Origin of the sequence: Amycolatopsis alkalitolerans (genome assembly GCF_006152065.1) — a bacterium.
Taxonomy (GTDB): Bacteria; Actinomycetota; Actinomycetes; order Mycobacteriales; family Pseudonocardiaceae; genus Amycolatopsis_E; species Amycolatopsis_E alkalitolerans.
On sequence record NZ_VDFW01000013.1, the window covers coordinates 89599 to 113687 of the forward strand.

Below are 24089 nucleotides of genomic sequence, written 5' to 3' on the forward strand. Positions count from 1 at the left end.
TTCAGCACCCCTGGAACAAGGACCGCGGCGAGGGGGTTACGGTTGCCATGACGAAGCTTGGTCCGATCGGCGCCGCCACCCGCTCCACCGAGCCGGCGGTCTTCGCCGAGGTGGAGGCGCTCGGGTACGACACGCTCTGGCTGCCCGGCGAACTCGCGCAGGTCGCCGGCGCCGTCCGCGCCACCAGCACGATCACCGTGACGACCGGCATCGTGTCGGTCGACCAGGTGCCCGCGGCCGAGGTCGCGGCAGCGTACACCGCGCACGGCGGGCGGTACCTGCCGGGTATCGGCGGTGCGCACGGAGCGAAACCGCTGACGACGCTGAACGCGTATCTGGACGACCTGGACCCGGTGGTGCCCGCCTCGGACCGGATCCTGTCCGCGCTCGGCCCGAAGGCGCTGAAGCTCGCCCACGACCGGGCCTTCGCGGCGTACCCGTTCCTGGTCACCCCGGACTACGTCGCAGCCGCGCGTGAGATCGCCGGACCGGACACGGATCTGGCCGTCCTGCTGATGGTGGTGCCGGAGACCGATCCGGAGAGCGCGCGCGAAAAGGCGCGCGGTGGCGGATTGCGGTTCCTGTCCGGACTGCCCGGATACGCCGCCAGCTTCCGGCGCATGGGCTTTTCCGACGACGAGATCACCGGCGTGGCGGACCGGCTCGTCGACGGGGTCACCGTCTGGGGTGGTCTGGACGCGGTGACGGCGCGGCTGCGCGAATACCAGGCCGCCGGCGCCGATCAGCTCGTCGTCCAAATTGACGGATTACCGGCGAATTGGCGGGTCGCGCTCGCCCGGGCCTTCGGTAACGTCGCCGCGGTCAACGGCGACGAGCATTGAGAAAGCCGCTCCAGACCCCGGCGGTGTCCAATTTGCCCGGACGAGTCGGGGTGCGCGCATGGGCAGAAAAGACCGGATCGTCCCGTCGGTCGAAGACGGATTGGTGAGCTCCGCCGTGGCCGGTGACCGCGGAGCCGTCGGTGAACTCGTGCGGTGGCTGGAACCGTTGGTGCTGCGGCATTGCCGGCACAAGGTGCTGCCCGGCGAGCGCTGGCGTGTCGATGTGGACGACCTCGCCCAGGAGGTCGTGCTGGCCGTGCTCAAGGCGTTGCCGCGCTACCCCTACGACGCGGAGGTGTTCCTGCCCTACGTGCTGACGATCGCGAACCGCAAGCTGTCGGAGTCCCGGCGTACGGCGCGGTACCGGTACGCGGTGCCGGTGGGCGAGTTCGGCGACGACGAGTGGAGGCTGAGCGACACCTCGCCCGATCCCGGGGACGAGGTCGAGCGTAGCGATCTCGGCCGCCGCCTCGGGCACCTGATGTGCACGCTGCCGCCGCGGACGAGGCGGATCCTCCAGCTCCGGGTGCTCGACGGGCTCTCGGCGCAGGAGACCGCCGACGCCCTGGGCATCGCGAGCGCCGGCGCGGTCCGGGTCACCCAGCACCGGGCGCTGGCGCATCTGCGCAAGGGCGCCATGGCCGACGCCCGGTTCCCGGCGCGGTAACCCGGCGAAGGACCTTGGGACCGGGCAGGAGGGGCCAAAGGCCCATGGTCGCCACCGGGGCAGGCGGATCAAGCTGATCCCAGCCCGATCCGTCGATCGCCGGGGAGTTGAGCGCCATGCCGGAGGAGGCCGGCCCGCGGGTTCGTGAGCTCTTCGCCCGCCGCGACGCGCCGGTCCTCGACCTGGCCGCGCAGGCGGGCGAGGTGGCGCTCGCGTGCCACGCCATGGCGGTCCGGTTCCACCGCGGCGGCAAGCTCGTGGTGTTCGGCAACGGCGGCCAGAGCACCGACGCGCAGCACGTGGCCGTCGAGTTCGTCCATCCGGCGATCGTCGGGAAACGGGCGCTGCCAGCGGTTTCGCTCAGCGCCGACATGGCGACGCTCACCGGGGTCGCCGGCCGCGCGGGGCTGGACGAGGTGTTCGCGCACCAGATCCGGATCCTCGGCGAACCGGCGGACATCGCACTCGGGATCTCGGCGGACGGCGAGTGCGGCAACGTCCTGCGCGGCCTGACCGCGGCGGACCGGCTTGGGATGCTCACGGTCGCCCTCACCGGCGGCGACGGTGGCCGGATCGCGCGCGCACCGCAGGCGCACCACGTGCTGACCGCGCGGTCGGCCGACCCGCGCGTGGTGAAGGAAGTGCACGTCACGACCTACCACGTGCTGTGGGAACTGGTGCACGTCTTCCTCGACCAACCGGAGCTGATCATGAACGCACGCCCGCACGACGCGAGTGAGCTGGCTTCGCTGTATCCGTTCCTCTACACCAGGGCAGGCGATCTGGACGCCGTGCTGGCCGGGGTCCGGCAGTCCACAGTGGACAAGACCGGCGAGATCGCGGCCTTGCGGGCCCAGGTGCTCGAGGCCGACGGCGCGCGGATCGAGGAGTGCGCGCGGCGGATGGCTGACGCGTTCTCCGGCGGCGGCCGGCTGTTCGCCTTCGGCAACGGCGGCAGTTCGACCGACGCGCAGGACCTGGCGGGCCTGTTCCTCGAACCCGGCGGCGACGCTCGGCCGCTGCCCGCCTTCGGGCTGACCAACGACATCGCCGTGGTGACCGCCCTGTCCAACGACATCGGGTTCGACGTCGTGTTCGCCCGCCAGATCGGCGCGTTCGGCCGCGCCGGCGACATCGCGGTCGGGCTGTCCACGAGCGGCAACTCGGAGAACCTGCTCCGCGGCTTCGACGAGGCAGCCCGGCGCGGCATGCTCACCATCGGGATCGCGGGCTACGACGGCGGGAAGATGGCCGAACTCGGCTCGATCGACTACCTGTTCGTCGTGCCCTCGCCGTCGGTGCACCGCATCCAGGAGGCACAGACGACGATCTACCACGCGCTGTGGGAGCTCACCGTGGACGGGGTCGGCCGGTGATGCGCTTCGTCGACGAGTTCCGGGACGCCGAGCAGGCACGGGCGCTTTCGGAGAAGATCGCCAAGCTGTGCGAGCCGGGACGTGAGTACCGGTTCATGGAGGTGTGCGGCGGGCACACCCACGCGATCTACAAGCACGGGCTGGAGGACTACCTGCCGCCCGAGATCACCCTGGTGCACGGACCGGGCTGCCCGGTGTGCGTGATCCCGATGGGCCGGGTGGACGACGCGATCCACGTCGCGCGGCAGCCGGATGTGCTGATGACCTCGTTCGGGGACATGATGCGCGTGCCCGGCAGCGGCGGGAGCTTCTTCGACGCCAATGCCGAGGGCACCGACATCCGCATGGTGTACTCGCCGCTCGACGCGCTGAAGGTCGCGCGGCGGCATCCGGACCGGCAGGTCGTGTTCATGGCGATCGGGTTCGAGACCACGGCGCCGTCCACCGCGATGACCGTGCTGCGGGCCGCGCGGGAGGGCATCGGGAACTTCTCGGTCTTCTGCAACCACGTGATGATCATCCCGGCGATCAAGGCCATCCTGGACTCGCCGGACCTCCGGCTGGACGGGTTCATCGGACCGGGACACGTGTCGACGGTGATCGGCTGCCGCCCGTACGAGTTCATCGCCCGCGAGCACGGCAAACCCGTGGTGGTGTCCGGATTCGAGCCGCTGGACCTGCTGCAGTCGATCTACCTGCTGCTCCGGCAGCTGTCGCGGGGGCGCTCGGCGGTGGAGAACCAGTACACCCGCGTGGTGCCGTGGGACGGGAACCTGGCGGCGCTGCGCGCGATCGGCGAGGTGATGCGGCCGCGGCCGTACTTCGAATGGCGCGGTCTCGGGTTCATCTCGCATTCCGCGATGCGCGTGCGGGACGAGTTCGCCGCGTTCGACGCCGAGCGGATCTTCGGGGTGCCGGGTGTGCGGGTCGCGGACCCGAAGGCCTGCCAGTGCGGTGAGGTGCTCAAGGGAGTGCTGAAACCGTGGGAGTGCAAGGTGTTCGGCACCGCGTGCACCCCGGAGACCCCGATCGGCACGTGCATGGTCTCCTCGGAAGGGGCCTGCGCGGCCTACTACAACTTCGGCCGGTTCACGCGGAGCCGGATGCGGGAGGCGAGCCGGGCATGACGGAAGAGCAGGTGCTGGCGCGGATCGAACGGGCGCGGCGCCGCAAGGCCCGGGTCCGGGAGGAGCGGATCACCCTGTCGCACGGATCCGGCGGCAGGGCGATGCACACGCTGATCGAGGCGGTCTTCCTCGACGCCTTCCGCAACCCGCTCCTGGAACCGCTGGACGACGCGGCGTCCCTGCGGATCGGGGAGACGGGCCTGGCGCTGACGACGGACTCCTTCGTCGTGTCGCCGCTGTTCTTCCCGGGCGGGGACATCGGCGATCTCGCGGTGAACGGGACGGTGAACGATCTCGCCGTCTCCGGTGCCCGGCCGCTGTACCTGACCGCGGGCTTCATCCTCGAAGAGGGCTTTCCGGTGGCGGACCTGATGCGGATCGTCGAGTCGATGCGTGCCGCGGCCGAGCGCGCCGGGGTGCAGATCGTCACCGGGGACACGAAGGTCGTGCAGCGCGGCAAGGCCGACGGCTGCTACGTCAACACCGCCGGGGTGGGGCTGCTCGAGCACCACGGGCTCGGCATCGCACACGCCCGTCCCGGCGACGCGGTGCTGGTGTCGGGCCCGATCGGGGAGCACGGGATCACCGTCCTGCTCGCGCGCGGTGAGCTGGACATCGAGGCGGACCTCGAATCGGACACCGCGCCGGTGCACGAACTCGTGCGCGGGCTCCTGGCGGTGCCGGGCGTGCGGGGGCTGCGGGACGCGACACGCGGTGGCGTCGCGACGATCCTGAACGAGGTGGCCAAGGCCGCCGGCGTCGCGGTGATCGTCGACGAGGACGCGGTCCCGGTGCGTGAAGAGGTGCGGGGTGCTTCGGAACTGCTGGGCATCGACCCGCTGTACGTGGCGTGTGAAGGCCGGATCGTCGCGATCGCCGACGGCGCGAGCGCCGGCGAAGCCCTGGCCGCCATGCGGGCGCATCCGCTCGGCGCCGGCGCCGCGATCATCGGGCGCATCGGCGACGATCCGCCGGGCCTCGTCCTGCTGAACACCGCTTTCGGCGGGACCCGGATCGTGGACCTGCTCGCGGGGGACCCGTTGCCCCGGATCTGCTGATCAGCGGTCACGCGCCGCGGCGACCACGGCCTGCCCGAGGCTGATCCCGCCGTCGTTGGCGGGTACCCGGGAATGCGTCAGCACCCGGAACCCGGCCCGCTCCAGCTTGGCCACGGCGCGCTCGAGCAGCAGCAGGTTCTGGAACACGCCGCCGGACAGGGCGACCGTGGCGACCCCGGTCCGCTCTCGCAGTACGGCACACGCGCGGGCGATCGCCGCCGCCACGCCGTTGTGGAAGCGCCCGGCGATCACCGGCACCGGCACCCCGGCCCGCAGGTCGTCCACAATGGACAAGACGAGATCGGTGCCCGCGATGGTCAGCGGCGTGCCGACGATCGTGGCCGGGTAGGTCCCGTGCTCGGCCGGATCGGCCAGCTGTTCCAGTTCGATCGCCGCCTGGCCCTCGTAGGTGATCACGTCGCGGGTGCCGAGTATCGCCGCCGCCGCGTCGAACAGGCGGCCCGCGCTCGAAGTCGGCGGCGCGTTGACGGAGCGGTGCGCCAGCGAAACCACGCTGGTCCAGCGGGATTCGTTGCGCCGCACCACGTCGAGGCCGGGCACGCGTGCACCGCAGGCGGCGTCGAGGTAGGCGGCCGCCATCCGCCAGGGCTGCTTGATCGCCGCCGTCCCGCCCGGCATCGGCACCGGCGCGAGATGTCCCACCCTGGTGAACTCCGCGCGGCCGGCGAGCAGGAACTCGCCACCCCAGATCGTGCCGTCCGTCCCGTACCCGAGCCCGTCGAACGCCACGCCGAGCACGGGGCCGTCCTCGCCGTTGTCGGCCAGGCACGACGCGATATGCGCGTGATGGTGCTGCACCCCGGCCAGTTCGACGCCGTCCCGTTCGAGGGCGTACTTCGTGGACAGGTACTCCGGGTGCAGATCGTGCGCGACGAGCGCGGGGTGCACGTCGAACAGCCGCTGGAAATGCTCGATGCCCTCGGTGAACGACCGCAGCGTCTCGTAGTTCTCCAGATCCCCGATATGGTGCGACAGGAACGCGCGCCGGTCCTTGGCGAGGCAGAAGGTGTTCTTCAGTTCCGCCCCGCAGGCCAGGATGTGCCGGGGGAACTCGCCGCGCACCGGCTCGGGCACGAACCCGCGTGAGCGCCGCATCAGCTGCCGGCGGGCGCGGAAGGGGCGGACCACGGAGTCGTCGGTGCGGATGTGGATCGCGCGGTCGTGCACCAGGAACGCGTCGGCGATCCGCCCCAGCCGCGCCCGCACCTCGTCGTCCCGGTACGCGATCGGCTCGTCGGAGACGTTGCCGCTGGTCAGCACGATCGGGCGGGAGATGCCGGCCAGCAGGAGATGGTGCAGCGGAGTGAAGGGCAGCATCACCCCCAGCCGCCGGTTGCCCGGCGCGACCGAATCCGCGACGTCCGCGCCCGGACGCCGGGGCAGCAGTACGATCGGCCGCCGCCGGTCGGTCAGCAGCCGTTCCGCGAGTGCGTCCACTTCGCACAGTGCGGCCGCCGCCGCGAGATCGGGCACCATGACCGCGAAAGGCTTGTCCTCGCGGTGTTTCCGGGATCGCAGGCGCCGGGCGGCCGCCTCGTTCGTCGCGTCCACCGCCAGGTGGTACCCGCCGAGCCCCTTGACCGCGACCACCTGCCCGGCGCGCAACATGTCCACAGTGGACGATATCGGCTCCCCGGCGGCGCCGAGCAGGCGCAGTGTGGGGCCGCACGCGGGGCAGCACACCGGCTGCGCGTGGAACCGGCGGTCGGCCGGGTCGTGGTACTCGCGCGCGCAGTCCTCGCACATCGGGAACGGCGCCATCGTCGTCGACGGCCGGTCGTAGGGCACCGACTCGACGATGGTGAACCGCGGCCCGCAGTTCGTGCAGTTGACGAACGGGTACCGGAAGCGCCGGTCGCCGGGGTCACGCAGTTCACGCAGGCAGTCCTCGCACGTCGCGCTGTCCGCGGAGACCAGCGTCCGCGCGCCGTCACCGGGCAGGCTCGGCACGATCCGGAACCCGGTCTCGCCGAGCCGGGTGATCTCCCGCGCGCTCACCCGCTCGACGACGGCGAGCCGGGGCGCCTGCTCGCGCATCGCGACCAGGAAGTCCGCGACCGCCTGCCGCCCGCCCTCGATCTCGGCGAAAACGCCGGCGGCGTCGTTGCCGACATGCCCGGCGAGCCCGAACCGGCCGGCGAGCGTCTGCACGAAGGGCCGGAACCCGACCCCCTGCACGACCCCGTCGACGCGGACGGCGACACGGACGCTGTCACTCACATCCCGAGTCTGCCCCGGGCCGTTCGTCCCGTCGAGCGACGGTGTTTGGGCAGGGGACCAGGAGCGTCTTGCGGCGAGGACATCGCGTCGGCGACCCTGGTGAGCTGGAAAGGGGACGCGATGAACTCGGCGCGGATGGCTCTGCATGCCGTGCGGCTGCTGGCTTCGCGCGGCACCCTCACCGTCACCGAACTCGCCCGCGAGCTGGGCGTCGCCCCCTCGACCGCGCACCGGGTGCTGGCCAACTGCGTGGTCTCGGGGTTCGCGCGGCAGGAGCACGGCGGCGGCCCGTACCTCCCGGCGGAGGCGATGCACGAGATCACGCTCAGCATCACCTCGGCGGTGACCCTGCGCGACGCGGCCGGCGTCCAGCTCGCCGAGCTTCGCGAGCGGACCGGGCTCACCACCAGCGTGATGGTGCTCGAAGGCTCGGGTGCCCGCTTCGTGCAGTCGCTGGAGGGTTCGGGTCCCCGGCGCGCCACGGCCCGGCTGGGCCGCGTCCTGCCCGCGCACTGCACCTCCGGTGGCAAGGCGATGCTCGCGTTCTGCTCGGCCGGGGATCTCGACCGGCGGTTCCCCGGGCACCGGCTGGCGGGCGTCACCGGCCGCTCGATCACCGACTGGGAGTGCCTGCTGCGCGAGTTCGCCCGGATCCGGCTGCGTGGCTGGGCCGCGAACATCGGCGAGAGCGACCGCGCGGTCACGGGCATCGGCGCGCCGATCCTGCTCGGCAGCGGCGAACCCGCCGCCGCGGTCACCCTGGCCGCGTCCGCGAGCCACGTCCGCACCCGCGCCGAGATCGAACCGTTCCTCGAACCCCTGCTGGACGCCGCGACCACGATCCAGACGCTGCTGCGTGGCAGCCGGACCGTGCGGCCTTCCGCATAGCGGAACGACCTCCGGCGCCGCTTGCCTGTCCGGGCGGCCCGCGCTGTTGTTCGAGGTGAGGTGGCACCGAATCGAAGGAGATCCCGTGTCGAGCACCGAGGAGCTGGCGAAGACGGTGGCCGAGCTGGCGGACCGGGTCCGGTCGCTGGAGGCGGCGGCCGAGATCCGCGCCCTGCACCACAAGTACGGCTACTACCTGGACAAGTGCCTCTACGAGGAGGTCGTCGACCTGTACAGCGCGGACGGCGAAGTGGTGTTCATCGGCGGGGTGTACCGCGGCCGCGCAGGCGTGGAGCGGCTGTACCTGGGGCGGTTCCGGCAGCGGTTCACCCGCGGGCACAACGGGCCGGTCCGCGGGTTCCTGCTCGACCACATCATGATGCAGGACGTGGTGACCGTGGCGCCGGACGGGCGCACGGCAAAGGCCCGCATCCGCACGCTGATGCAGGCCGGAGTCCACGAATCCGCGCCCGAGCTGCGTGAGCGCGTGTCGTTCGAGCAGTGGTGGGAGGGCGGGGTCTACGAGAACGAGTACGTGCTCGAAGGCGGCGTCTGGAAGATCAAGCGGCTGGGCTACCACCCGTTCTGGCACGCCGACTACGAGCTGGGCTGGGCGCGTACCGCCCCGATGTCGCATCTGATCCCGAAGAAGACCTACCCGGAGGACCCGCTCGGCCCCGACGAGCTGATCGAGGGCTTCGAGTTCTTCCCCGGCACCGACGTCGTGCCGTTCCACTACCCGCATCCCACCCGGCCATGACCCCGCCCACCCGTTTCCCCGACGACCCGCTGTTCGCCGGGTTCAACGCGCCGGTCCGCGTCGAGGCCGACATCTACGATCTCGAGGTCTCGCAAGGACAGGTGCCCGAACAGCTCGACGGCACCTACTACCGGGTGGTCGCGGACCGGCAGTGGCCGCCGAAGGTGGACCACGACATCGGGTTCAACGCCGACGGCATGGTGATGTCGTTCCGGTTCACCCGCGGCCACGTGGACTTCAAGAGCCGGTACGTGCGCACGCCGCGGTTCGAAGCCGAGCGCACGGCGCGGCGGGCGCTGTTCGGCGCGTACCGCAACGCGTTCACCGACGATCCCTCGGTGCTCGGGGTGAACCGGACCCTGGCCAACACCAACGTGTTCTGGCACGGCGGGAAGCTATTGGCGTCCAAAGAGGACGGACCGCCGATCCGGATCGACCCGGACACGCTGGAAACCGCCGGGGTGCACACCTTCGACGGGGCGCTGAGCTCGCCGACCTCGACCGCGCACCCGAAGTTCGACCCCCGCACCGGCGAAATGGTCTTCTTCGGCTACGCCGCGAAAGGCGAAGGCACGCCCGACATCGTCTACTACGAGGCCGACCGCGCCGGGAACCTGATTCATGAAACCTGGTTCCAGGCCCCGTATTCGAGTATGGTGCACGATTTCGCGGTGACCCAGAACTTCGTGGTGTTCCCGATCATCCCGCTCACCGGCGACCTCGACCGCATCCGCAGGGGGCAGCCGCTGTTCGCGTGGGATCCGGGCAAGGACGTCTATCTCGGCGTGCTGCCGCGCAAGGGCCGGGTCGAGGATCTGCGCTGGTACCGCGGGGGTACGCGGTTCGCCAGCCACATCCTCGGCGCGTTCGACGACGGCAGGCACATCCACCTCGACACCCCGGTGTCGGAGACGAACTACTTCCCGTTCTTCCCGGACCTCTCCGGCGCGCCTGTCGATCCGGAGAAGACCAAGGGTTACCTGTCCCGGTGGACGATCGACACCCAGGGTGAGTCGACCATGTTCACCGAAGAGCGGCTCACCGGGCACGCGGGCGAGTTCCCGAGGATGGACGACCGGTTCGAGACACTGCCGTACTCGTGGGGCGTGCTGGGCATGTACGACGTGCCGGGGGAGCGCAGGCCCGGTCGCGGGTTCCGCTGGGTGGGCACCGTCGACCTCGCGCGCAAGCGCACGGCCACGCATTACGTCGGCGACGCCTCGTCGGCCGGGGAGCCCCTGTTCGTTCCGGCGCACGACGAGGCCGGGCACGGCGAGGGCTATGTGATGGTGGTGGTCGGGCGGCACGACGAGATGCGCAGCGACCTGCTCATCCTCGACGCCGCCCGCATCGGCGCGCCACCGGTCGCGACGGTGAAGCTGCCGATCCGGATCGCCTACGGCCTGCACGGCAACTGGGTGCCACGCACCGAGCTCGAGCGTGCCTGATCCCGGACCGCGCGGGTGCCCGAGCAGGCCGAAGCGTGGTCATCACCTCGATCGCCTCGGGGAAGTTCTCCCCGGTGACCTTGTGGCGGTTGTTGAGCACGCCGACGCCGAGCGGTTTGGTCAGCGAAAGCGGCTGCCCGGCACGCCCGGAGTCGTTGCGCGCAAGCGGTCGTGATGCGGCCGTCCGGCCCTTCCGTCGCTGCGCCGGACGGGTGACTGGAGGAGCGCCCGCGGCCGAATGGCACCATGCGGCGCATGCGCGTGCGCCGGCTCCTCACGACCCTGGCCGTCGTGCCGGTGGTGGCCGCCTGCACGGCAGGCGTCGAGCAGGCACCGGCGCCGGCCCCGCCGACCGCGGCCGGTGCCGCCGCCGATCCCGGATTTACCGTCGTGGCGAGCGGGGACGTGCTGATCCATCCCGAACTCACCGCGCAAGCCACCGAGGACGGCCACGGGCGGCGCGACTACCAGCCGATGCTCGCCGGGATCCGCGATGTCGTCAGCCGGGCCGATCTCGCCATCTGCCACCTCGAGACCCCGCTGGCGCCCGAGAACGGGCCGTTCAAGGGTTATCCGGACTTCAGCGCTCCGCCGGAGATCGCGACCGCGATCGCCGCCACCGGCTACGACGACTGCTCCACCGCGTCGAACCACACCCTCGACCAGGGTACGGGCGGGATCGACCGCACCCTGGACGATCTCGACGCGGCGGGCATCCGGCACACCGGTTCGGCCCGCTCGGCGCCGGAAGCGCACACACCGCTGATCCTCGACGTGCACGGCGTGAAGGTCGGGCACGTTTCGTTCAGCTTCGGGTTCAACGGCCGGATACCGTCAGCGCCCTGGCTCGCGAACACCCTTGACGTGAGCGCCGTCCTCGACGCCGCGAGAGCCGCACGCGCCGCCGGGGCCCAGGTCGTGATCGTGAGCCTGCACTGGGGGGTGGAGTACCAGCAGACCGCGACGGCCGACCAGCGGCGCATCGCGCGGCAGGTGCTCGCCGACCCGGCCGTCGACCTGATCATCGGGCACCATGCGCATGTCGTGCAGCCCTTCGAGAAGATCGACGGCAAGTGGGTCGCCTACGGTCTCGGCAATTCGATCGCGCGCCATTCGGAGCCGCGCGGCACGACCGAGGAAGGCGTCATCGCCCGCTTTCATTTCGCGCCGTCGGGATCCGGCTGGACCGTCGACCGCGCCGAGTACGTGCCCACCGTCATCGACCTGGGCCCGCCGGTCCGGCTGCGCACCGCGAGCAGCCCGGAACTGGACCGCGCTCGGGCGGCGAAAGCGTTGCAGGACACCGACTCCGTCGTGCTCAGCCGGGGCGCCGGGCAGGCCGGTCTCACCCGCGCCGCGGGCTGACTACCCGGACTGGCGTTCGCAGTGGCGCTTGAGCCCCGCGCCCTCCATCTCGACATACCGCCGGGAGCGGGCACCGGTGAGCAGGGACAGCACGGGCGCGAGCAGCCCGGCCATCTCGAGCGTCAGCGACACGCGGCAGCCTTCGCCGGTTCAGCCCATCGACTTCGCGCCGTCCAGTGACTCGCGGATGATGTCGGCGTGGCCGGCGTGCTGGGCGGTCTCGGCGATGATGTGCAGCAGGGCGCGGCGGGCGGACCACTCGGCGCTGGGCTCGAACCACGGCGCCTTCGGCAGCGGGTGCGCGGCATCGAGGTCCGGCAGGGTCGCCACCAGCTCATCGGTGCGCCGGGCCACCTCGGCGTACTCGGCCAGCACGCCGGCGAGGGTTTCCCCGGGCAGCATCCGGAACTCGTTCGCGCGTGCCGCGAAGTCCGCCTCGGTCATGGCGCTGAAGTCGGGCATCGCGGACGGGCCCTCGACGATGAACCGTGCCCAGCCCCGCTCCACCGACGCGACGTGCTTGATCAGGCCGCCGAGACACAGTTCGCTCACCGTGGTGCGCCGCCCGGCCTCTTCGTCGGTCAGGTCGCGGGTGGTGAACCGCAGGAAATGCCGCTGCTTGGCCAGCGCCTCCAGCAGGTCGGCGCGCTCGCCGGTGAGGGTCTCCGTGCTGGTCATGGTCTTCACCTTTCGTCGTGCTGTGCCGTCGAAGACCACGTTAACGATCATTGCGGCCACTTTCTGACCGCAATGGGGGGAGAATCGGCAATATGGCCAACACCAGTTCCCGCACGCTGCGGCTGCTGTCTCTGCTGCAGACGCACCGCTACTGGCCGGGTACCGAACTCGCCGACCGGCTCGGGGTTTCCGCGAGGACGCTGCGCCGGGACGTGGACCGGTTGCGGGAGCTGGGCTATCCCGTCGAGGCGCGGCGTGGGATCGACGGCGGCTACCAGCTGGCCGCGGGCGCCGCGTTACCGCCGCTGGTGATCGACGACGAGGAGGCGGTCGCGCTGACGGTGTGCCTGCAGGCGGCGACACAAGGCGCGGTCGAGGGGATCGCGGAGTCCTCGGTGAAGGTGCTGGCGAAGGTCGCGCAGGTGCTGCCGGTGCGGTTGCGGCGCCGCGTCGAAGCCCTGCGGGCGATGACCGTGCGGGCCGGCTGGGACGGCGCGCCGGCGACGGGCGTCGATCCGGGGCTGCTCACCGACATCGCGCTGGCCTGCCGGGACGCCGAGCGCCTCCGGTTCGCCTACACCGCCGCGAACGGGCGGCGCACCGACCGTGAGGTCGAACCGCACCGGCTGGTTTCGCTCGGGCGCCGGTGGTACCTCGTCGCCTACGACCTGACCCGGCACGACTGGCGCAGCTTCCGGCTGGACCGGCTCACCGGTCCGGCCGGTACGGGCGCGAGGTTCCGGCCGCGGGACCTGCCGGGCGGCGACGCCGCGGCGTTCGTCCGGGCCGGCATCGGGAACCTGCCCATGCCGTACCAGGTGGAGGCTGTGATCGCCGCGCCCGAGGAAACGGTCCGGGCCCGGATCGGCCGGTGGAGCACCGTGGAGGCGATCGACGAGACACATACGCGGGTCCGCGTCACCACGGACTCACTGGAGTGGCCCCTCATGGCGCTGGGTGTGGTGGACGCCGAGTTCCGCGTGGTGTCGCCGCCCGAACTGCGCGACCGCGTCCGGGACTGGGGCGCGCGGTTCGGCCGCGCCGCGGCCGAGGCGCCGGTCAGCCGGTGACGGCGTTGTCCGCCCCACAGCCAGCCGCGCGAACGCCGACGTGACACCCCAGGTGCCACCCGAGACCAGCACCACCGCGGCCGCGAGCGTGAAAGGGATCGCCGGCTGGCCGCCGCCGACCGCGAAGGGCGTCCCGGACGCGCACGCGCCGCCGAACTGCAGGCACCGGACGATCTTGCCGCCAATCCGCCTCACTCTGGGAGCCTTGCCGGATGGCGGCCCGCGGGCCATGCTGGCTCGCGGGGGTGGCGCCGTGGACGAGGACCTGGTGGCCCAGGCGGGTGAGCTGGCGGACGTGTTCGCGGAGCGCGCGGCCGAGTACGACCGCGAGAACGCCTTCCCGTTCCGCAATTTCGAGGATCTGCGCGAAGCCGGGTTCCTCCGCATGCCGGTCCCGGTCGAGCTGGGTGGCCTCGGTGCGGGATTGGCCGAGATCGTGCCGGTGCTGGAACGGCTCGCGATGGGCGACGGGGCCACGGCGCTGGCCGTGACCATGCACATCTCACCGCTCGGGCAGTGGGCGAGCGTCTGGCGGCGCACGCGGAACCCGCGCCTGGAAGACCTGCTGCGCAGGGCCGCGGCCGGCAAGCTGATCTGGGCGTCGGTCACCAGCGAGAAGGGCGTGCCCAACGACCTCACGGACGCGCGCACCAGGGCCGTCGCCGTACCGGGCGGGTTCCGCGTCACCGGCCGGAAGAGCTTCGCCACCAACACCGCCGTCGCCACGCACTGCTCCATCACCGCCCGGCACGAGGAAGCCGAGGGCGGGCCGCGGCTGCTGCTGTGCCAGATCGCGCTCGATCAGCCCGGGGTGCGCATCCACCAGACCTGGGACACGCTCGGCATGCGCGCGACCCAGAGCAACGACCTGGAGCTCGAGGGCGTGTTCGTCGACGACCACCGGGTGGTGCACTCGCTCCCGGTGGGTCACCTCGACGCGCGGGTGCTGGAAACGGTATGGGCGTGGGCGATGCCGGCCTTCGCCGCGGTGTACATCGGGATCGCCGCCGCCGCGCTGGAGTGGGCGGTGGGGCAGGTGACCGGGCGCGGTAAGGCCGCCGACCCCGTCGTGCAGGACGTGCTCGGGGAGTGCCGGATCCTGCTGGAGTCGGCCAGGGCGCTGGTGTTCCGGCATATCGACGAGGTGCGCACCGGCAGGCTGTTCGAACTCGGCGTCCAGGAGGGCGTCTCGCGGTGCGCGCTGGTGAAGTACGTGGCCAGCAACAACGCCGCCGGGGTCGTGCAACGGCTGGTCGACGTGATCGGCGGCGCGTCGTACACGCGGGCGCTCCCGTTCGAGCGGCTGTGGCGGGACGTGCAGGCCGGGACGTTCATGCCGATGGCCAATCTGGCGGCCCGCCGCCTCATTGGCGCCAGCACCCTGGGTGTGCAGATGCTGCCCGAGGTGCGGTGAGACGCGCCCCGGCGGGCGTGCCTCAGCCTCCGTACGGGCGGGTGATGATCTCCAGCCGGTGCCCGTTCGGGTCCAGCCAGTAGACGCCCCGGCCGCCGTCGTTGTGGTTGATCCGCCCCGGTTCGTGGCCGAACGGGTCCGCCCAGTACTCCAGGCCCCGCGCGGTGATCCGGCCGAAGATCTCGTCGAACTCCGTTTCGGAGACCAGGAAAGCGTAGTGCTGCGGATGGACGGGCCCATCGACGTCGAGGACGTCGAGGGAGACGTCGTTGGCGACCTGGACCACCGCGAACGGGCCGTAGCCCACCGGTTCGGGCAGGCCGAGGACGCCCGCCAGGAACGTCGCGGTCTCCTTCCGGTCGCGCGCTTCGACGATCGTGTGGTTCAGCTGTACCGGCATCTTCGCCTCCTCTTCATCGTGCGAACGCGGGCTTCTCGCCGGGCGCGAGCAACGGGCCGGACAGCTGGACCTGCGCGATCCGCCACTCGTCCCCGGCGCGGACGGCCACCAGCCCGAGCCGGAACGAACCGCTGGTGTCGTTCCCGCGCGCGGTGGTCCGCTGGCGCTGCACACCTTCCACGATGGCCGTGTTCCCGAAAAAGCGCACGTGTGGTTCGAGGACCTCGAACTCGTGGTTCTCCAGCCCGCCCTGATGCCGGGCGGCCCACTGGTCCCGGTCGAGGACGACCCCGACCGGCCCGATGCCGGTGAACCGCGCGTCGAGCAGCGCGGGATACGCGGCGATGTCGCCGGTCAGTTCCGCATGCGCCCACCGGTCCACGAGATCGAGGACTTCCTTCTCCTGTGTCATCTCTCTGCTCCCGTCAACTTTGGAGTTACTCTAAAATTAGAGTGACACCAAGTCAAGTGCTACTCTCGGGGCATGAAGACCGAGCCAGGGCTGCGGGAGCGCAAGAAGCAGCAGACACGCCGGCGGATCAGCGACACCGCGATCGCACTGTTCGCCGAGCGTGGGTTCGACCAGGTGCCGGTCGCGGAGATCGCGCGCCGGGCCGAGGTGTCCGAGGCGACGGTCTTCAACTACTTCCCGGCCAAGGAGGACCTCGTCTACGCCGGGATGGCGACCTTCGAGAACGCCCTGATCGAGGCCGTGCGTGCTCGCGAGCCGGGCGTTTCGGTGCTCGACGCGTTCCGTGACTTCCTCGTCCGTCCCCGCGGAGCGCTCGCCGATCGTGATCCCGAAGCGATGGCACGGGTCGCGACCGTCGCCAGGGTGGCGGCCGGGAGCGCCGCGTTGCGCGCGCGCGAACGGCAGAACTTCGATCAGTTCACGTCCGCGCTCGCGGAACTCCTCGCGGCCGAATCAGGCGCCCCGCCGGACGATATGCGCGCCTGGGTGGTGGCCAACGCGCTCATGGGGGTGAACCGGGCGATGCAGGAGGCCGTGCACCGGGCCGCGCTCGACGGGCGGACCGGCAAGCGGGTGGCCGACCGGATCCTCGCGGACGGGCACCGCGCGCTCGACCTGCTCGAACGGGGGCTCGGGACGCGGCCTTAGCGGGCTCGCGTGGCCAGCACGAGGTACCGGTCCTCGCCGTCGTCGACCGAGTCGCAGTGCCAGCCGGTTGCCGCCAGCGCGGCGCGGATGTTCGGCTCGGCGCGCAGGTCGTCCGCGGACAGCTCGCGCCCCTGCCGGCGGGCCAGCGCGGCGCGGCCGATCGGGTGGAAGACGGCGAGCCGCCCGCCGGGCCGGCATACGCGGGCGAGTTCGGCCAGCCCGGCGCGCGGATCGGCCAGATGCGCGAGCAGCCCGGCGGCGAACAGGGCGTCGAGCCGGGCCGTGGGGAAGGGGAGCCGCATCGCGTCCGCGAGCACCAGCGTCGCGAGCTTGTCGCGGCCGCGCGCGGCGGCTTCGGCGAGCATCTCGACGGTCACGTCGATCCCGAAGACTGCCCCGCCCGGGCCGACGGCGTCGCGTAGCTCGGGCAGCGCTCGCCCGGTCCCGCAGGCGATATCGGCGACGGCACCGCCCACCGGCGGGGCCAGCTCGGCGACCGCCTGCCGGTAACGCGGGGCGTCGTCAGGGAACTTGATCTCCCACTCCGCGGCCCTCGGGCCGAAGAACGCACGTGTCGCGGCGAGATCGGTGCTCATACCTCCTGGAGTCTAGCCGGGAGCGGCCAGGAGGTCGTGCATGAACGTGGTCAGCCAGTGCTGGGCGGGGGTGCGCGCGTGCGCGTGGCGCGCGTAGATCGACACCTGCGCCGGTTCGATGTCCATCGGCAGCTCGAGTAGCCGCACCCGGTGCTCACTGGCGAAGATCCTCGCGACGAGCCGCGGCACCATCGCCACCAGCTCGCTGTCCTGCACCGGCCGGACCGGCCCGCGCGATCTGCTCGGGCCGCGGTTCCGGCGGGTCAGCATCGCGGTGTGGACCGGTTCGTTCATGGGGCTGCTGCTGGTCTACGGGCTCAACACCTGGCTGCCCCAGTTGATGCGCGGCGCGGGCTACCCGATCTCGACCTCGGTCGGGCTGCTGCTGGTGCTCAACATCGGCGCGGTGCTTGGCCTCGTGCTCGCCGGGATGATCGCTGACCGGCGCGGGATCCCGCCCATCGTGCGGCTGTGGTTCGGCGCCGGGGCGGTGCTGCTCGCGGTGCTGAGCCTGCGTATCGGCAGCAGCGTGCTGCTCAACGCGCTCGTGCTGCTGACCGGCGTGTTCGTGTTCTCCGCGCAGGTGCTGATCTTCGGCTACGTCACGCAGGCGTTTCCCGCGCGGGCACGTGGCACCGCGCTCGGGCTGACCTCGGCGGTGGGCCGGCTCGGCTCGATCGTCGGACCGTTCATCACGGGCGCACTGGTCACCGCCGGCGTCGCCAACCCGTGGGGCTTCTGGTTCTTCGCGGTGGTCGCCGCGCTCGGTCTGGGCGCCGTGTCGCTGCTGCGCCGGCTCCCCGCGGACAGTACGGCGGACGCGCCCGCGCTGCGGTGACGCGGGTCATGGTGCCGCGGCACGGCCTGAGGACTAACTTCGGGAATTAGCGAAATACCGAAGGACGGCGCGTGCTCGGCGAGTGCAAGGCCCTGGCCAACGAGACGCGGCTGCGGATCCTCGACTGGCTCAAGGACCCGGCCGCGCATTTCCCCTGCGGCGGCGACGCGGTCGAACTGGGCGTGTGCGCCGGGCTCCTGCAGCACAAGGCGGGCACCTCCGCGTCGACCATGTCCGCGCATCTGGCGATCCTGCAGCGCGCCGGGTTCCTCCTGGCCACCCGGCGCGGTCAGTGGATCTACTACCGGCGCGACGAGGACCGCATCCGCGCGTTCACCGAAAAGCTCCAGCAGGCTCTGTAGAAAGGCAGCAGACCATGCCCCTCGCTCTGTCGATCCTCGACCTGGCGCCGATCGCCCCCGGGCAGACCGCGCGTGACAGCTTCGCCGCGAGCGTCGCACTCGCCCAGGCCGCCGAACGCAGTGGCTACAGGCGGGTCTGGTACGCCGAGCACCACAACATGGCCACCATCGCCTCCAGCGCGACGAGTGTCCTGATCGGTCACATCGCCGAGCACACCGAAACGATCCGGCTCGGCTCGGGCGGGGTCATGCTGCCCAACCACTCACCGCTGGTGATCGCCGAGCAGTTCGGCACCCTCGAATCGCTGTTCCCCGGGCGGATCGACCTCGGCCTCGGCCGGGCGCCCGGCACCGACCAGAACACGATGCTCGCGATGCGGCGCGACCACCTGTCCGCGGACTCGTTCCCGCAGGATGTGCTGGAACTGCAGGGATATCTGCGCGGCCGGTCGCGGGTGTCCGGGGTGCAGGCGGTGCCGCATGCCGAGAGCGAGGTGCCGCTGTACATCCTGGGTTCGTCGCTGTTCGGGGCACAACTGTCCGCGCAGCTGGGCCTGCCGTACGGCTTCGCGTCGCATTTCGCGCCCGACGCGCTGCACCAGGCCGTCGCCGTCTACCGGGAGAACTTCCAGCCTTCGGACCAGTTGGCCGAGCCGTACGTCATCGCGGGCGTCAACGTGTTCGCGGCCGAGGACCACGACGAAGCCGTGCGGCAGCAGACGATCTCCTACCGGCACCGCACGCGGTCGTTCGTCACGCGCGGCTCCGGCGGCCGGAACTTCACCGACGCCGAGATCGACGCGTTCCTCGACTCGCCGAACGGCCGCCACCTCGCGAACATGACCAAGTACACCGCGACCGGAACGCCGGAGGAGGTCCGCGCGTACCTCGATGAGTTCGCCGCGTCGTGCCAGGCCGACGAGCTCATCACCGCCCACCATGCCCAGGGGATCGACGACCGGATCCGCTCGGTGGAGCTGACCGCGAAGGCCACCGTGTCTCAAAACTGAGACGGGGCAGGGCGCATCCGGCCGTAGCGTAAGCCCGGTGGAAACCCATGTGGTGGACCGGGTTCGCGTACCGATGCGGGATGGTGCGCGGCTGGCCGCGCTGCTGCATCGCCCGCTGGGGCCGGCCCGGCCGGTGCTGCTCGTGCGGACCCCGTACGCGGAGCCGATTTCGCGTTCGCTGCCCGTGCTTCCGGCGCTCGAAGCGGGTTTCTCGGTGCTGGTACAGGATTGCCGCGGCACCGGCGGTTCGGACGGGCGGCTGCGGACCTTCGAGAACGAGACCGAGGACGGGCTCGACACGCTGGCCTGGCTCCGGGACCAGCCGTGGTGTGACGGCAGGATCGCCATGTTCGGGATGTCCTATCTCGGCATGGTCCAGCTTGCGGTCAGCGGCCACCGCCCGGAGGGACTTCTCGCGCTCGCGCCCACGGTGACCCCGGACGACTACCGCGACGGGCTCGTCTACCGCCAGGGCGCCTTTCAGCTCGGGCAGGCACTCGCCTGGCACCTGCTCGAAGCGGCGCGGCTGGGCAGCCCGGTCTTCGGGCCGGAGGCCGCTTACGACACGCTGCCGCTGGCGGACCGGCCGAGCCTGACGAAGGTCCTGCCGAGCTGGACCACCTGGCTCGGCATGGAGAACGAACCGCGGTACTGGCAGGGCATCAGCTACGCCCCGCGGCGCGCCGCGAGCACCGTCCCCGCGCTGCACGTCGGCGGCTGGTTCGACCTGTTCCTGCGCGGCACGCTGGACAACTACGCGACGATGCGGCACGGCCACCTGATCGTCGGGCCGTGGTCACACACCGATCGCACCGGCGTCGTCGGCGAGGTGGTCTACCCGGGTGGTGCCGAGCAGGCGGTGCGGCTCGAACGGCAACAGCTGACGTTCCTCACCGAAAGCGCCGACGGCGTGCCGTCCTCGCTGCCGCCCGTGCAGATCTATGTGATGGGTTCGGGCTGGCGCACCGAAAACGAGTGGCCACTGGCCAGAACCGACTGGCAGAACTGGTATCTCGGGCCGGGCGGCACGCTCGGCCGGGCACTTTCCGAGGCGGGCACGGCGGAGTACGTGCACGATCCGGCCGATCCGGTGCCCACCGTCGGCGGCGCGATCGTGATGACCGGCGGCATCGGCCACCAGCCCGGCTCGCGGGACCAGCGGGTGCTCGATAGCCGCACGGACATCCTGCGGTTCACCGGCCCGGTGCTCGACCACGACGTCGAGATCACCGGTCCGGTCACGGTGACCCTGCACGCGGCGACTTCCGCCGCCGACGCCGATTTCACCGCGAAGCTCGTCGACGTGCACCCCGACGGGCGCGCGATGGGCGTCACCGACGGGATCGTGCGCGCCCGCTACCGGTCCGGAATGGACAGTCCGGAACCCGTGGTGCCCGGCGACGTCTACGAGTACACGATCGACGTCGGCGCGACGAGCCAGGTTTTCGCGAGCGGGCACCGGATCCGCGTCGACATCGCCAGCTCGAACTACCCGTGTTACGACCGCAACCCCGGCACCGGAACGCCCGCGGGTGAGGTCACCGAAGCGGATTTCGTCCAGGCCACCCACCGTGTCTTTTTCGGCGAGCCGTATCCGAGCGCGATCCGGCTCCCCGTCATTCCCACCTGATAAGGGAGGATCGTGATGCTGAGCATCGGCATGAACCTCGGCTTCGGCAAGCTGAACCCGGAGCTGACCGACGAGCAGATGTACCGCGGCGAACTCGAGGTGGCGCTCGAAGCCGAACGTCTGGGCTACGACGCCGTCTGGGTGGTCGAACACCATTTCTCCGACTACTCGTCCTGCCCGGACAACCTGCTGCTCCTGGCACATCTGGCCGGGCGCACCGAGCGGATCAAGCTCGGCACCGCCGCGGTCATCCTGCCGTGGAACAATCCTTTGCGGGTGGCCGAAAAGGCGCTGATGGTCGACACCGTCTCCGAGGGCAGGCTCCTGCTGGGCTTCGGCCGCGGCCTGTCGCGCACCGAGTACGAACCGTTCCGGATCCCGCTCGGCGAGACCCGCGACCGGTTCGACGAGGCCGCCCCGATGATCTTCGACGCGCTCGAAACCGGGTTCATCGAGGGCGACGGGCCGTTCTACCCGCAGCCACGCGCCGAACTGCGGCCGCGGCCACGCGCGTCGTTCCTCGGCCGCCGGTACCTGGTCGCCGGCTCGCCGGACTCCGTGGTCATGGCGGCGAAACTGCGGGCGAAGATGATGTCGTTCATCGTGCGGCCGGTGCCGGACCTGATGCCGACGTTCACGAAGTACCGCGAGCTGTACGAGACCGCGCACGGCGAAATCGCCCCGCCGATCGCGCTCAACGTCAACATGTACTGCCACGCCGACGACGAGCTGGCGCGAGAGCGGCATTTCGAGTACGTCAACCGGTTCTTCATGTCCAATGTGGAGCACTACGAGATGGCCGGTGAGCACTTCGCCGGGATCAAGGGCCACGAGCGGTACGCGGCGAATGCGGCCTACTTCCGGGAGATCGGGCTGGAGAAGGCGGCCAACGACTACGCGGCCACGGCTTTGTGGGGCAGCCCCGAGCGGATCCTCGGCCAGATCGAGGCGATCCGGGACGCCATCGGCGACTTCGAGCTGACCCTGGCGCCCGCTTTCGGCGGAATGCCGTATGACCAGGCGAAGGCCAGTCTCGGGCTGTTCGCGCGCGAGGTGCTGCCGAAGGCCCGCGGGCTGCGGGGCGAGCCGGTCAGCGTCGCGGCCTGACCCGTGGATTTCGCCGGCAGGGTCGCGTTCGTCACCGGCGCGGCGAGCGGGATCGAAGCCGAGAGCGCCGCGCTCGACGTGTCCGATCGCGAGGCGTACGCGCGGGTGGCCGGTGTGTTCGCGATCGGGCCGACCGAGGCGTCCCGCTACGAGGATGCGGCGGCTCCGCTGAAACAGCATTTCGACGCCGTCCTCGCGGCCATGCCACCGAGTCGGCGGATCCTGAAGGCATGGCGAGACGGAACGCGGTGCTACGCGCGTGGGCGGCCGACCGGGATCGTTTCGCCGGGCGGAAAAGCTCTCTGGCCGCGCCCGGGCTCCGGGATACCGTCGAATGATGCCGCTGCCGTCGATCCCGCGCACCGTGGCCGAGTGGGACCGGATCCGGCGTGTCAAGGAGGACGTGCTCTCCCGCGACCCGTTCTCGGTGGATCCGGCGGACCATCCCGAGGTCCGGCCGGAGGTGGTCGCGTCATGGCGGCGGTCGATGCTCGCCCGCGTCGATCCCGGGGCCCGCGACTACGTGTTCGACGAGGAGGTCCGGCCCCGCACGCGGCTCGCCGCGGTCGCCGAGCCGGTCCTGAACCGGCTCAAGGACGAGATCTCCGATCTGAACTCGTGGGGTTTCCTCGCCGACCGGGCCTGCCGGCTGCTCACCGTCGTCGTCGGGGACTTCCCGGACGCCGGCCGGGTGCACCGGCAGAACCTGGCCCCGGGCATGTGCTTCGGCGAGGACCTGATGGGCACCAACGGACTCGGCTGCGCGCACGAGACCCAGCAGGCGTTCCTGATCTCCGGCACCGAACATTTCCGTCGCGACACCGAGATCCTCACCACGACCGGGGTGATCATCCGCGACCCGTTCACCAAACGGTACGCCGGCACGCTCGGCTTGCACTGCCTGCGCGAGTACGGTTCGGCCGCCGTGCTGCCGCTGGTGGCCGAGATCGGGCGGTCCATCGAGGCGCAGCTGCTGGGCAGCCGCACGAGCGGTGAGCGGGAGTTCTTCGACGCCTTCACCGCCGCGCAGGGGCGCTACCGCGGGCCGGTCGTCGGGGTGAGCCGGCAGCTGTGCGTCGTCAGCACGCGGGCGCGGGCGCTGGTGCACGAGCAGGACGAGGAGTTGCTGCGGCGGATCGCGGAGGAGACCGGGTCGCGGCGGCAGAGCGTGCGGCGGAACCTGAGTTCCGGGGCGACCGTGACGATCGACGTGCTGCCCGTGCGCCAGCCCAAGGGCGAGTTCGCCGCCGTCCTCGTGCTGCATCCCCACGAGCCGCGGTCGCGGGTGAACCTCGGCCCGCCCTCGGCGGATCCGATGGGGGACTTCCGGAGCCGGCTCACCCGTGCCCTGCGCGAGGGGCATCCGGTGCTGCTCACCGGTGAGCGGGGCACGGGCAAGCGGCACGAAGCTCGTGCCGCGCTGGGTGATCCGGTCGAACTCGACGGTGCGCTCGCGCATCTCGACCCGGGTGGCTGGCTGCGCCGGCTGGACTCCGCGCTACGCGAGGAAAGGGCTGTGCTGGCCGGTCATCTCACCGACCTCCCGCCGGAGCTGTCGACCAGCGTCGCCGATCTCGTCGCCGCGGCACGCACGCCGGTCGTCGGGACGACGGCGGAGGAGAGCGGCAACGTCCTGGTGCGGGAGAGCTTCCCGGTGCGGTTGACGGTGCCACCGCTGCGAGAACGCCGCGCCGATTTCCGGGCGCTGTGCAAGACGCTGCTGGCCGGGCTGGGCGGGGAACCGGTCATGCTGGCGCCGCGCGCGGTGGCCGCGCTGCTCGCGAGCGACTGGCCCGGCAATGTCCGGCAGCTGCGTCAGGTGCTGGCCAGCGCGCGGATCCACGCCAACGGCCCGATGATCGACCTGGCCGATCTGCCGGCCCGGCACGCGCGCGACCAGCCGCTCGACGAGGTGCAGGCGGCCGAGCGGCGGGTACTGCTGGCCGCGCTGCGCGACACCGGGGGAGACCGCAACGCCGTCGCGGACCGGCTGGGGATCTCCCGCGCCACGGTGTACCGCAAGCTCAAGCGCCACGAACTCCGCTGATCCCCACATAGATCCCGCCCTCCCCCACACAGACCTCACCCTCGC

The 24089-nt window shown here is 71.3% G+C and carries 25 protein-coding genes and 1 pseudogene; 19 read left to right on the top strand and 7 right to left on the bottom strand.

The window, feature by feature from the left end; translation table 11 throughout:
* Positions 1-47 precede the first annotated feature (47 nt).
* The 6 genes and pseudogenes from FG385_RS16680 to hypE all read left to right on the top strand — a co-directional run bounded on the left by FG385_RS16680 (position 48) and on the right by hypE (position 5070).
* Positions 48-842: a TIGR03620 family F420-dependent LLM class oxidoreductase gene (locus tag FG385_RS16680; RefSeq protein ID WP_139097667.1), complete on the top strand. Its 795-nt coding sequence runs from the start codon at positions 48-50 to the stop codon at positions 840-842.
* 58 nt (positions 843-900) lie between these two features.
* Positions 901-1509 carry a sigma-70 family RNA polymerase sigma factor gene (locus FG385_RS16685; protein WP_139097668.1) on the top strand — a complete coding sequence of 203 codons (609 nt, stop codon included), beginning with the start codon at positions 901-903 and terminating at the stop codon, positions 1507-1509.
* A gap of 116 nt (positions 1510-1625) precedes the next feature.
* Positions 1626-2219 (top strand): annotated as a pseudogene (locus FG385_RS16690) (D-sedoheptulose-7-phosphate isomerase); the annotation flags it as partial.
* Positions 2220-2885 (top strand): D-sedoheptulose-7-phosphate isomerase, encoded by a 666-nt coding sequence (locus FG385_RS16695; protein WP_139097732.1) that lies wholly within the window; start codon positions 2220-2222, stop codon positions 2883-2885. It abuts the pseudogene before it with no gap.
* Positions 2885-4012, top strand: coding sequence for a hydrogenase formation protein HypD (gene hypD, locus FG385_RS16700; protein ID WP_139097733.1), 1128 nt, complete (start codon positions 2885-2887; stop codon positions 4010-4012). Before FG385_RS16695 ends, hypD begins: the two co-directional genes overlap by 1 nt.
* On the top strand, positions 4009-5070 hold the full coding sequence (hypE, locus tag FG385_RS16705) for a hydrogenase expression/formation protein HypE (RefSeq protein ID WP_139097669.1): 1062 nt from the start codon (positions 4009-4011) through the stop codon (positions 5068-5070). Before hypD ends, hypE begins: the two co-directional genes overlap by 4 nt.
* Here hypE and hypF read toward each other — a convergent pair whose 3' ends face one another.
* Positions 5071-7311, bottom strand: coding sequence for a carbamoyltransferase HypF (gene hypF, locus FG385_RS16710; RefSeq protein ID WP_235022605.1), 2241 nt, complete (start codon positions 7309-7311; stop codon positions 5071-5073).
* Positions 7312-7431: 120 nt separating this feature from the next.
* On the opposite strand from hypF, the gene FG385_RS16715 reads away from it, so the two are divergent.
* The 4 genes from FG385_RS16715 to FG385_RS16735 all read left to right on the top strand — a co-directional run bounded on the left by FG385_RS16715 (position 7432) and on the right by FG385_RS16735 (position 11772).
* Positions 7432-8199 (top strand): IclR family transcriptional regulator, encoded by a 768-nt coding sequence (locus FG385_RS16715; protein WP_160148832.1) that lies wholly within the window; start codon positions 7432-7434, stop codon positions 8197-8199.
* An 85-nt stretch (positions 8200-8284) separates the two neighbouring features.
* Positions 8285-8959: a nuclear transport factor 2 family protein gene (locus FG385_RS16720; protein ID WP_160148833.1), complete on the top strand. Its 675-nt coding sequence runs from the start codon at positions 8285-8287 to the stop codon at positions 8957-8959.
* On the top strand, positions 8956-10407 hold the full coding sequence (locus FG385_RS16725; RefSeq protein WP_139097673.1) for a carotenoid oxygenase family protein: 1452 nt from the start codon (positions 8956-8958) through the stop codon (positions 10405-10407). Before FG385_RS16720 ends, FG385_RS16725 begins: the two co-directional genes overlap by 4 nt.
* A 255-nt stretch (positions 10408-10662) precedes the next feature.
* Positions 10663-11772 (top strand): CapA family protein, encoded by a 1110-nt coding sequence (locus FG385_RS16735; RefSeq protein ID WP_139097674.1) that lies wholly within the window; start codon positions 10663-10665, stop codon positions 11770-11772.
* Here the strand turns inward: FG385_RS16735 and FG385_RS35320 are convergent, their stop codons facing one another.
* The gene (locus FG385_RS35320) at positions 11773-11904 is read right to left on the bottom strand and encodes an SRPBCC family protein (protein WP_268815931.1); all 132 of its coding nucleotides are present in this window, start codon (positions 11902-11904) and stop codon (positions 11773-11775) included.
* Positions 11905-11922: 18 nt separating this feature from the next.
* The gene (locus FG385_RS16740) at positions 11923-12450 is read right to left on the bottom strand and encodes a DinB family protein (protein WP_139097675.1); all 528 of its coding nucleotides are present in this window, start codon (positions 12448-12450) and stop codon (positions 11923-11925) included.
* Positions 12451-12542: 92 nt separating this feature from the next.
* On the opposite strand from FG385_RS16740, the gene FG385_RS16745 reads away from it, so the two are divergent.
* Positions 12543-13520, top strand: coding sequence for a helix-turn-helix transcriptional regulator (locus FG385_RS16745; protein ID WP_139097676.1), 978 nt, complete (start codon positions 12543-12545; stop codon positions 13518-13520).
* Positions 13521-13572: 52 nt separating this feature from the next.
* Positions 13573-14934: an acyl-CoA dehydrogenase family protein gene (locus FG385_RS16750; RefSeq protein WP_235022606.1), complete on the top strand. Its 1362-nt coding sequence runs from the start codon at positions 13573-13575 to the stop codon at positions 14932-14934.
* A gap of 22 nt (positions 14935-14956) precedes the next feature.
* Here the strand turns inward: FG385_RS16750 and FG385_RS16755 are convergent, their stop codons facing one another.
* Positions 14957-15334: a VOC family protein gene (locus tag FG385_RS16755; protein ID WP_139097677.1), complete on the bottom strand. Its 378-nt coding sequence runs from the start codon at positions 15332-15334 to the stop codon at positions 14957-14959.
* 13 nt (positions 15335-15347) lie between these two features.
* A complete protein-coding gene (locus FG385_RS16760) occupies positions 15348-15746 on the bottom strand; it encodes a nuclear transport factor 2 family protein (RefSeq protein ID WP_139097678.1) in 399 nt (132 codons plus the stop codon).
* Between the two features lie 72 nt (positions 15747-15818).
* On the opposite strand from FG385_RS16760, the gene FG385_RS16765 reads away from it, so the two are divergent.
* On the top strand, positions 15819-16454 hold the full coding sequence (locus FG385_RS16765; RefSeq protein WP_139097679.1) for a TetR family transcriptional regulator: 636 nt from the start codon (positions 15819-15821) through the stop codon (positions 16452-16454).
* Here the strand turns inward: FG385_RS16765 and FG385_RS16770 are convergent.
* On the bottom strand, positions 16451-17050 hold the full coding sequence (locus FG385_RS16770) for a class I SAM-dependent methyltransferase (protein WP_139097680.1): 600 nt from the start codon (positions 17048-17050) through the stop codon (positions 16451-16453). The genes FG385_RS16765 and FG385_RS16770 overlap by 4 nt on opposite strands.
* Before the next feature lie 12 nt (positions 17051-17062).
* Positions 17063-17344: a type 2 periplasmic-binding domain-containing protein gene (locus tag FG385_RS16775; protein ID WP_235022607.1), complete on the bottom strand. Its 282-nt coding sequence runs from the start codon at positions 17342-17344 to the stop codon at positions 17063-17065.
* Between FG385_RS16775 and FG385_RS16780 the strand changes: the two genes are divergently transcribed.
* From FG385_RS16780 to FG385_RS16805, 6 genes are all read left to right on the top strand, one after another.
* The gene (locus tag FG385_RS16780; protein ID WP_235022608.1) at positions 17343-17888 is read left to right on the top strand and encodes an MFS transporter; all 546 of its coding nucleotides are present in this window, start codon (positions 17343-17345) and stop codon (positions 17886-17888) included. The two genes, FG385_RS16775 and FG385_RS16780, sit on opposite strands and share 2 nt — an antisense overlap.
* Before the next feature lie 71 nt (positions 17889-17959).
* Positions 17960-18250, top strand: a complete 291-nt coding sequence (locus FG385_RS16785) for an ArsR/SmtB family transcription factor (protein WP_139097681.1) — start codon at positions 17960-17962, stop codon at positions 18248-18250.
* Positions 18251-18264: 14 nt separating this feature from the next.
* Positions 18265-19260: an LLM class flavin-dependent oxidoreductase gene (locus FG385_RS16790; protein ID WP_139097682.1), complete on the top strand. Its 996-nt coding sequence runs from the start codon at positions 18265-18267 to the stop codon at positions 19258-19260.
* A gap of 37 nt (positions 19261-19297) precedes the next feature.
* Complete coding sequence (locus tag FG385_RS16795; RefSeq protein WP_139097683.1) at positions 19298-20890, top strand: CocE/NonD family hydrolase; 1593 nt, start codon at positions 19298-19300, stop codon at positions 20888-20890.
* A gap of 15 nt (positions 20891-20905) precedes the next feature.
* Entirely contained in the window at positions 20906-21997 is a 1092-nt protein-coding gene (locus tag FG385_RS16800) for an LLM class flavin-dependent oxidoreductase (protein WP_139097684.1), read from the top strand.
* Positions 21998-22334: 337 nt separating this feature from the next.
* Positions 22335-24044: a sigma-54-dependent Fis family transcriptional regulator gene (locus FG385_RS16805; protein WP_160148834.1), complete on the top strand. Its 1710-nt coding sequence runs from the start codon at positions 22335-22337 to the stop codon at positions 24042-24044.
* Positions 24045-24089: the final 45 nt, after the last annotated feature.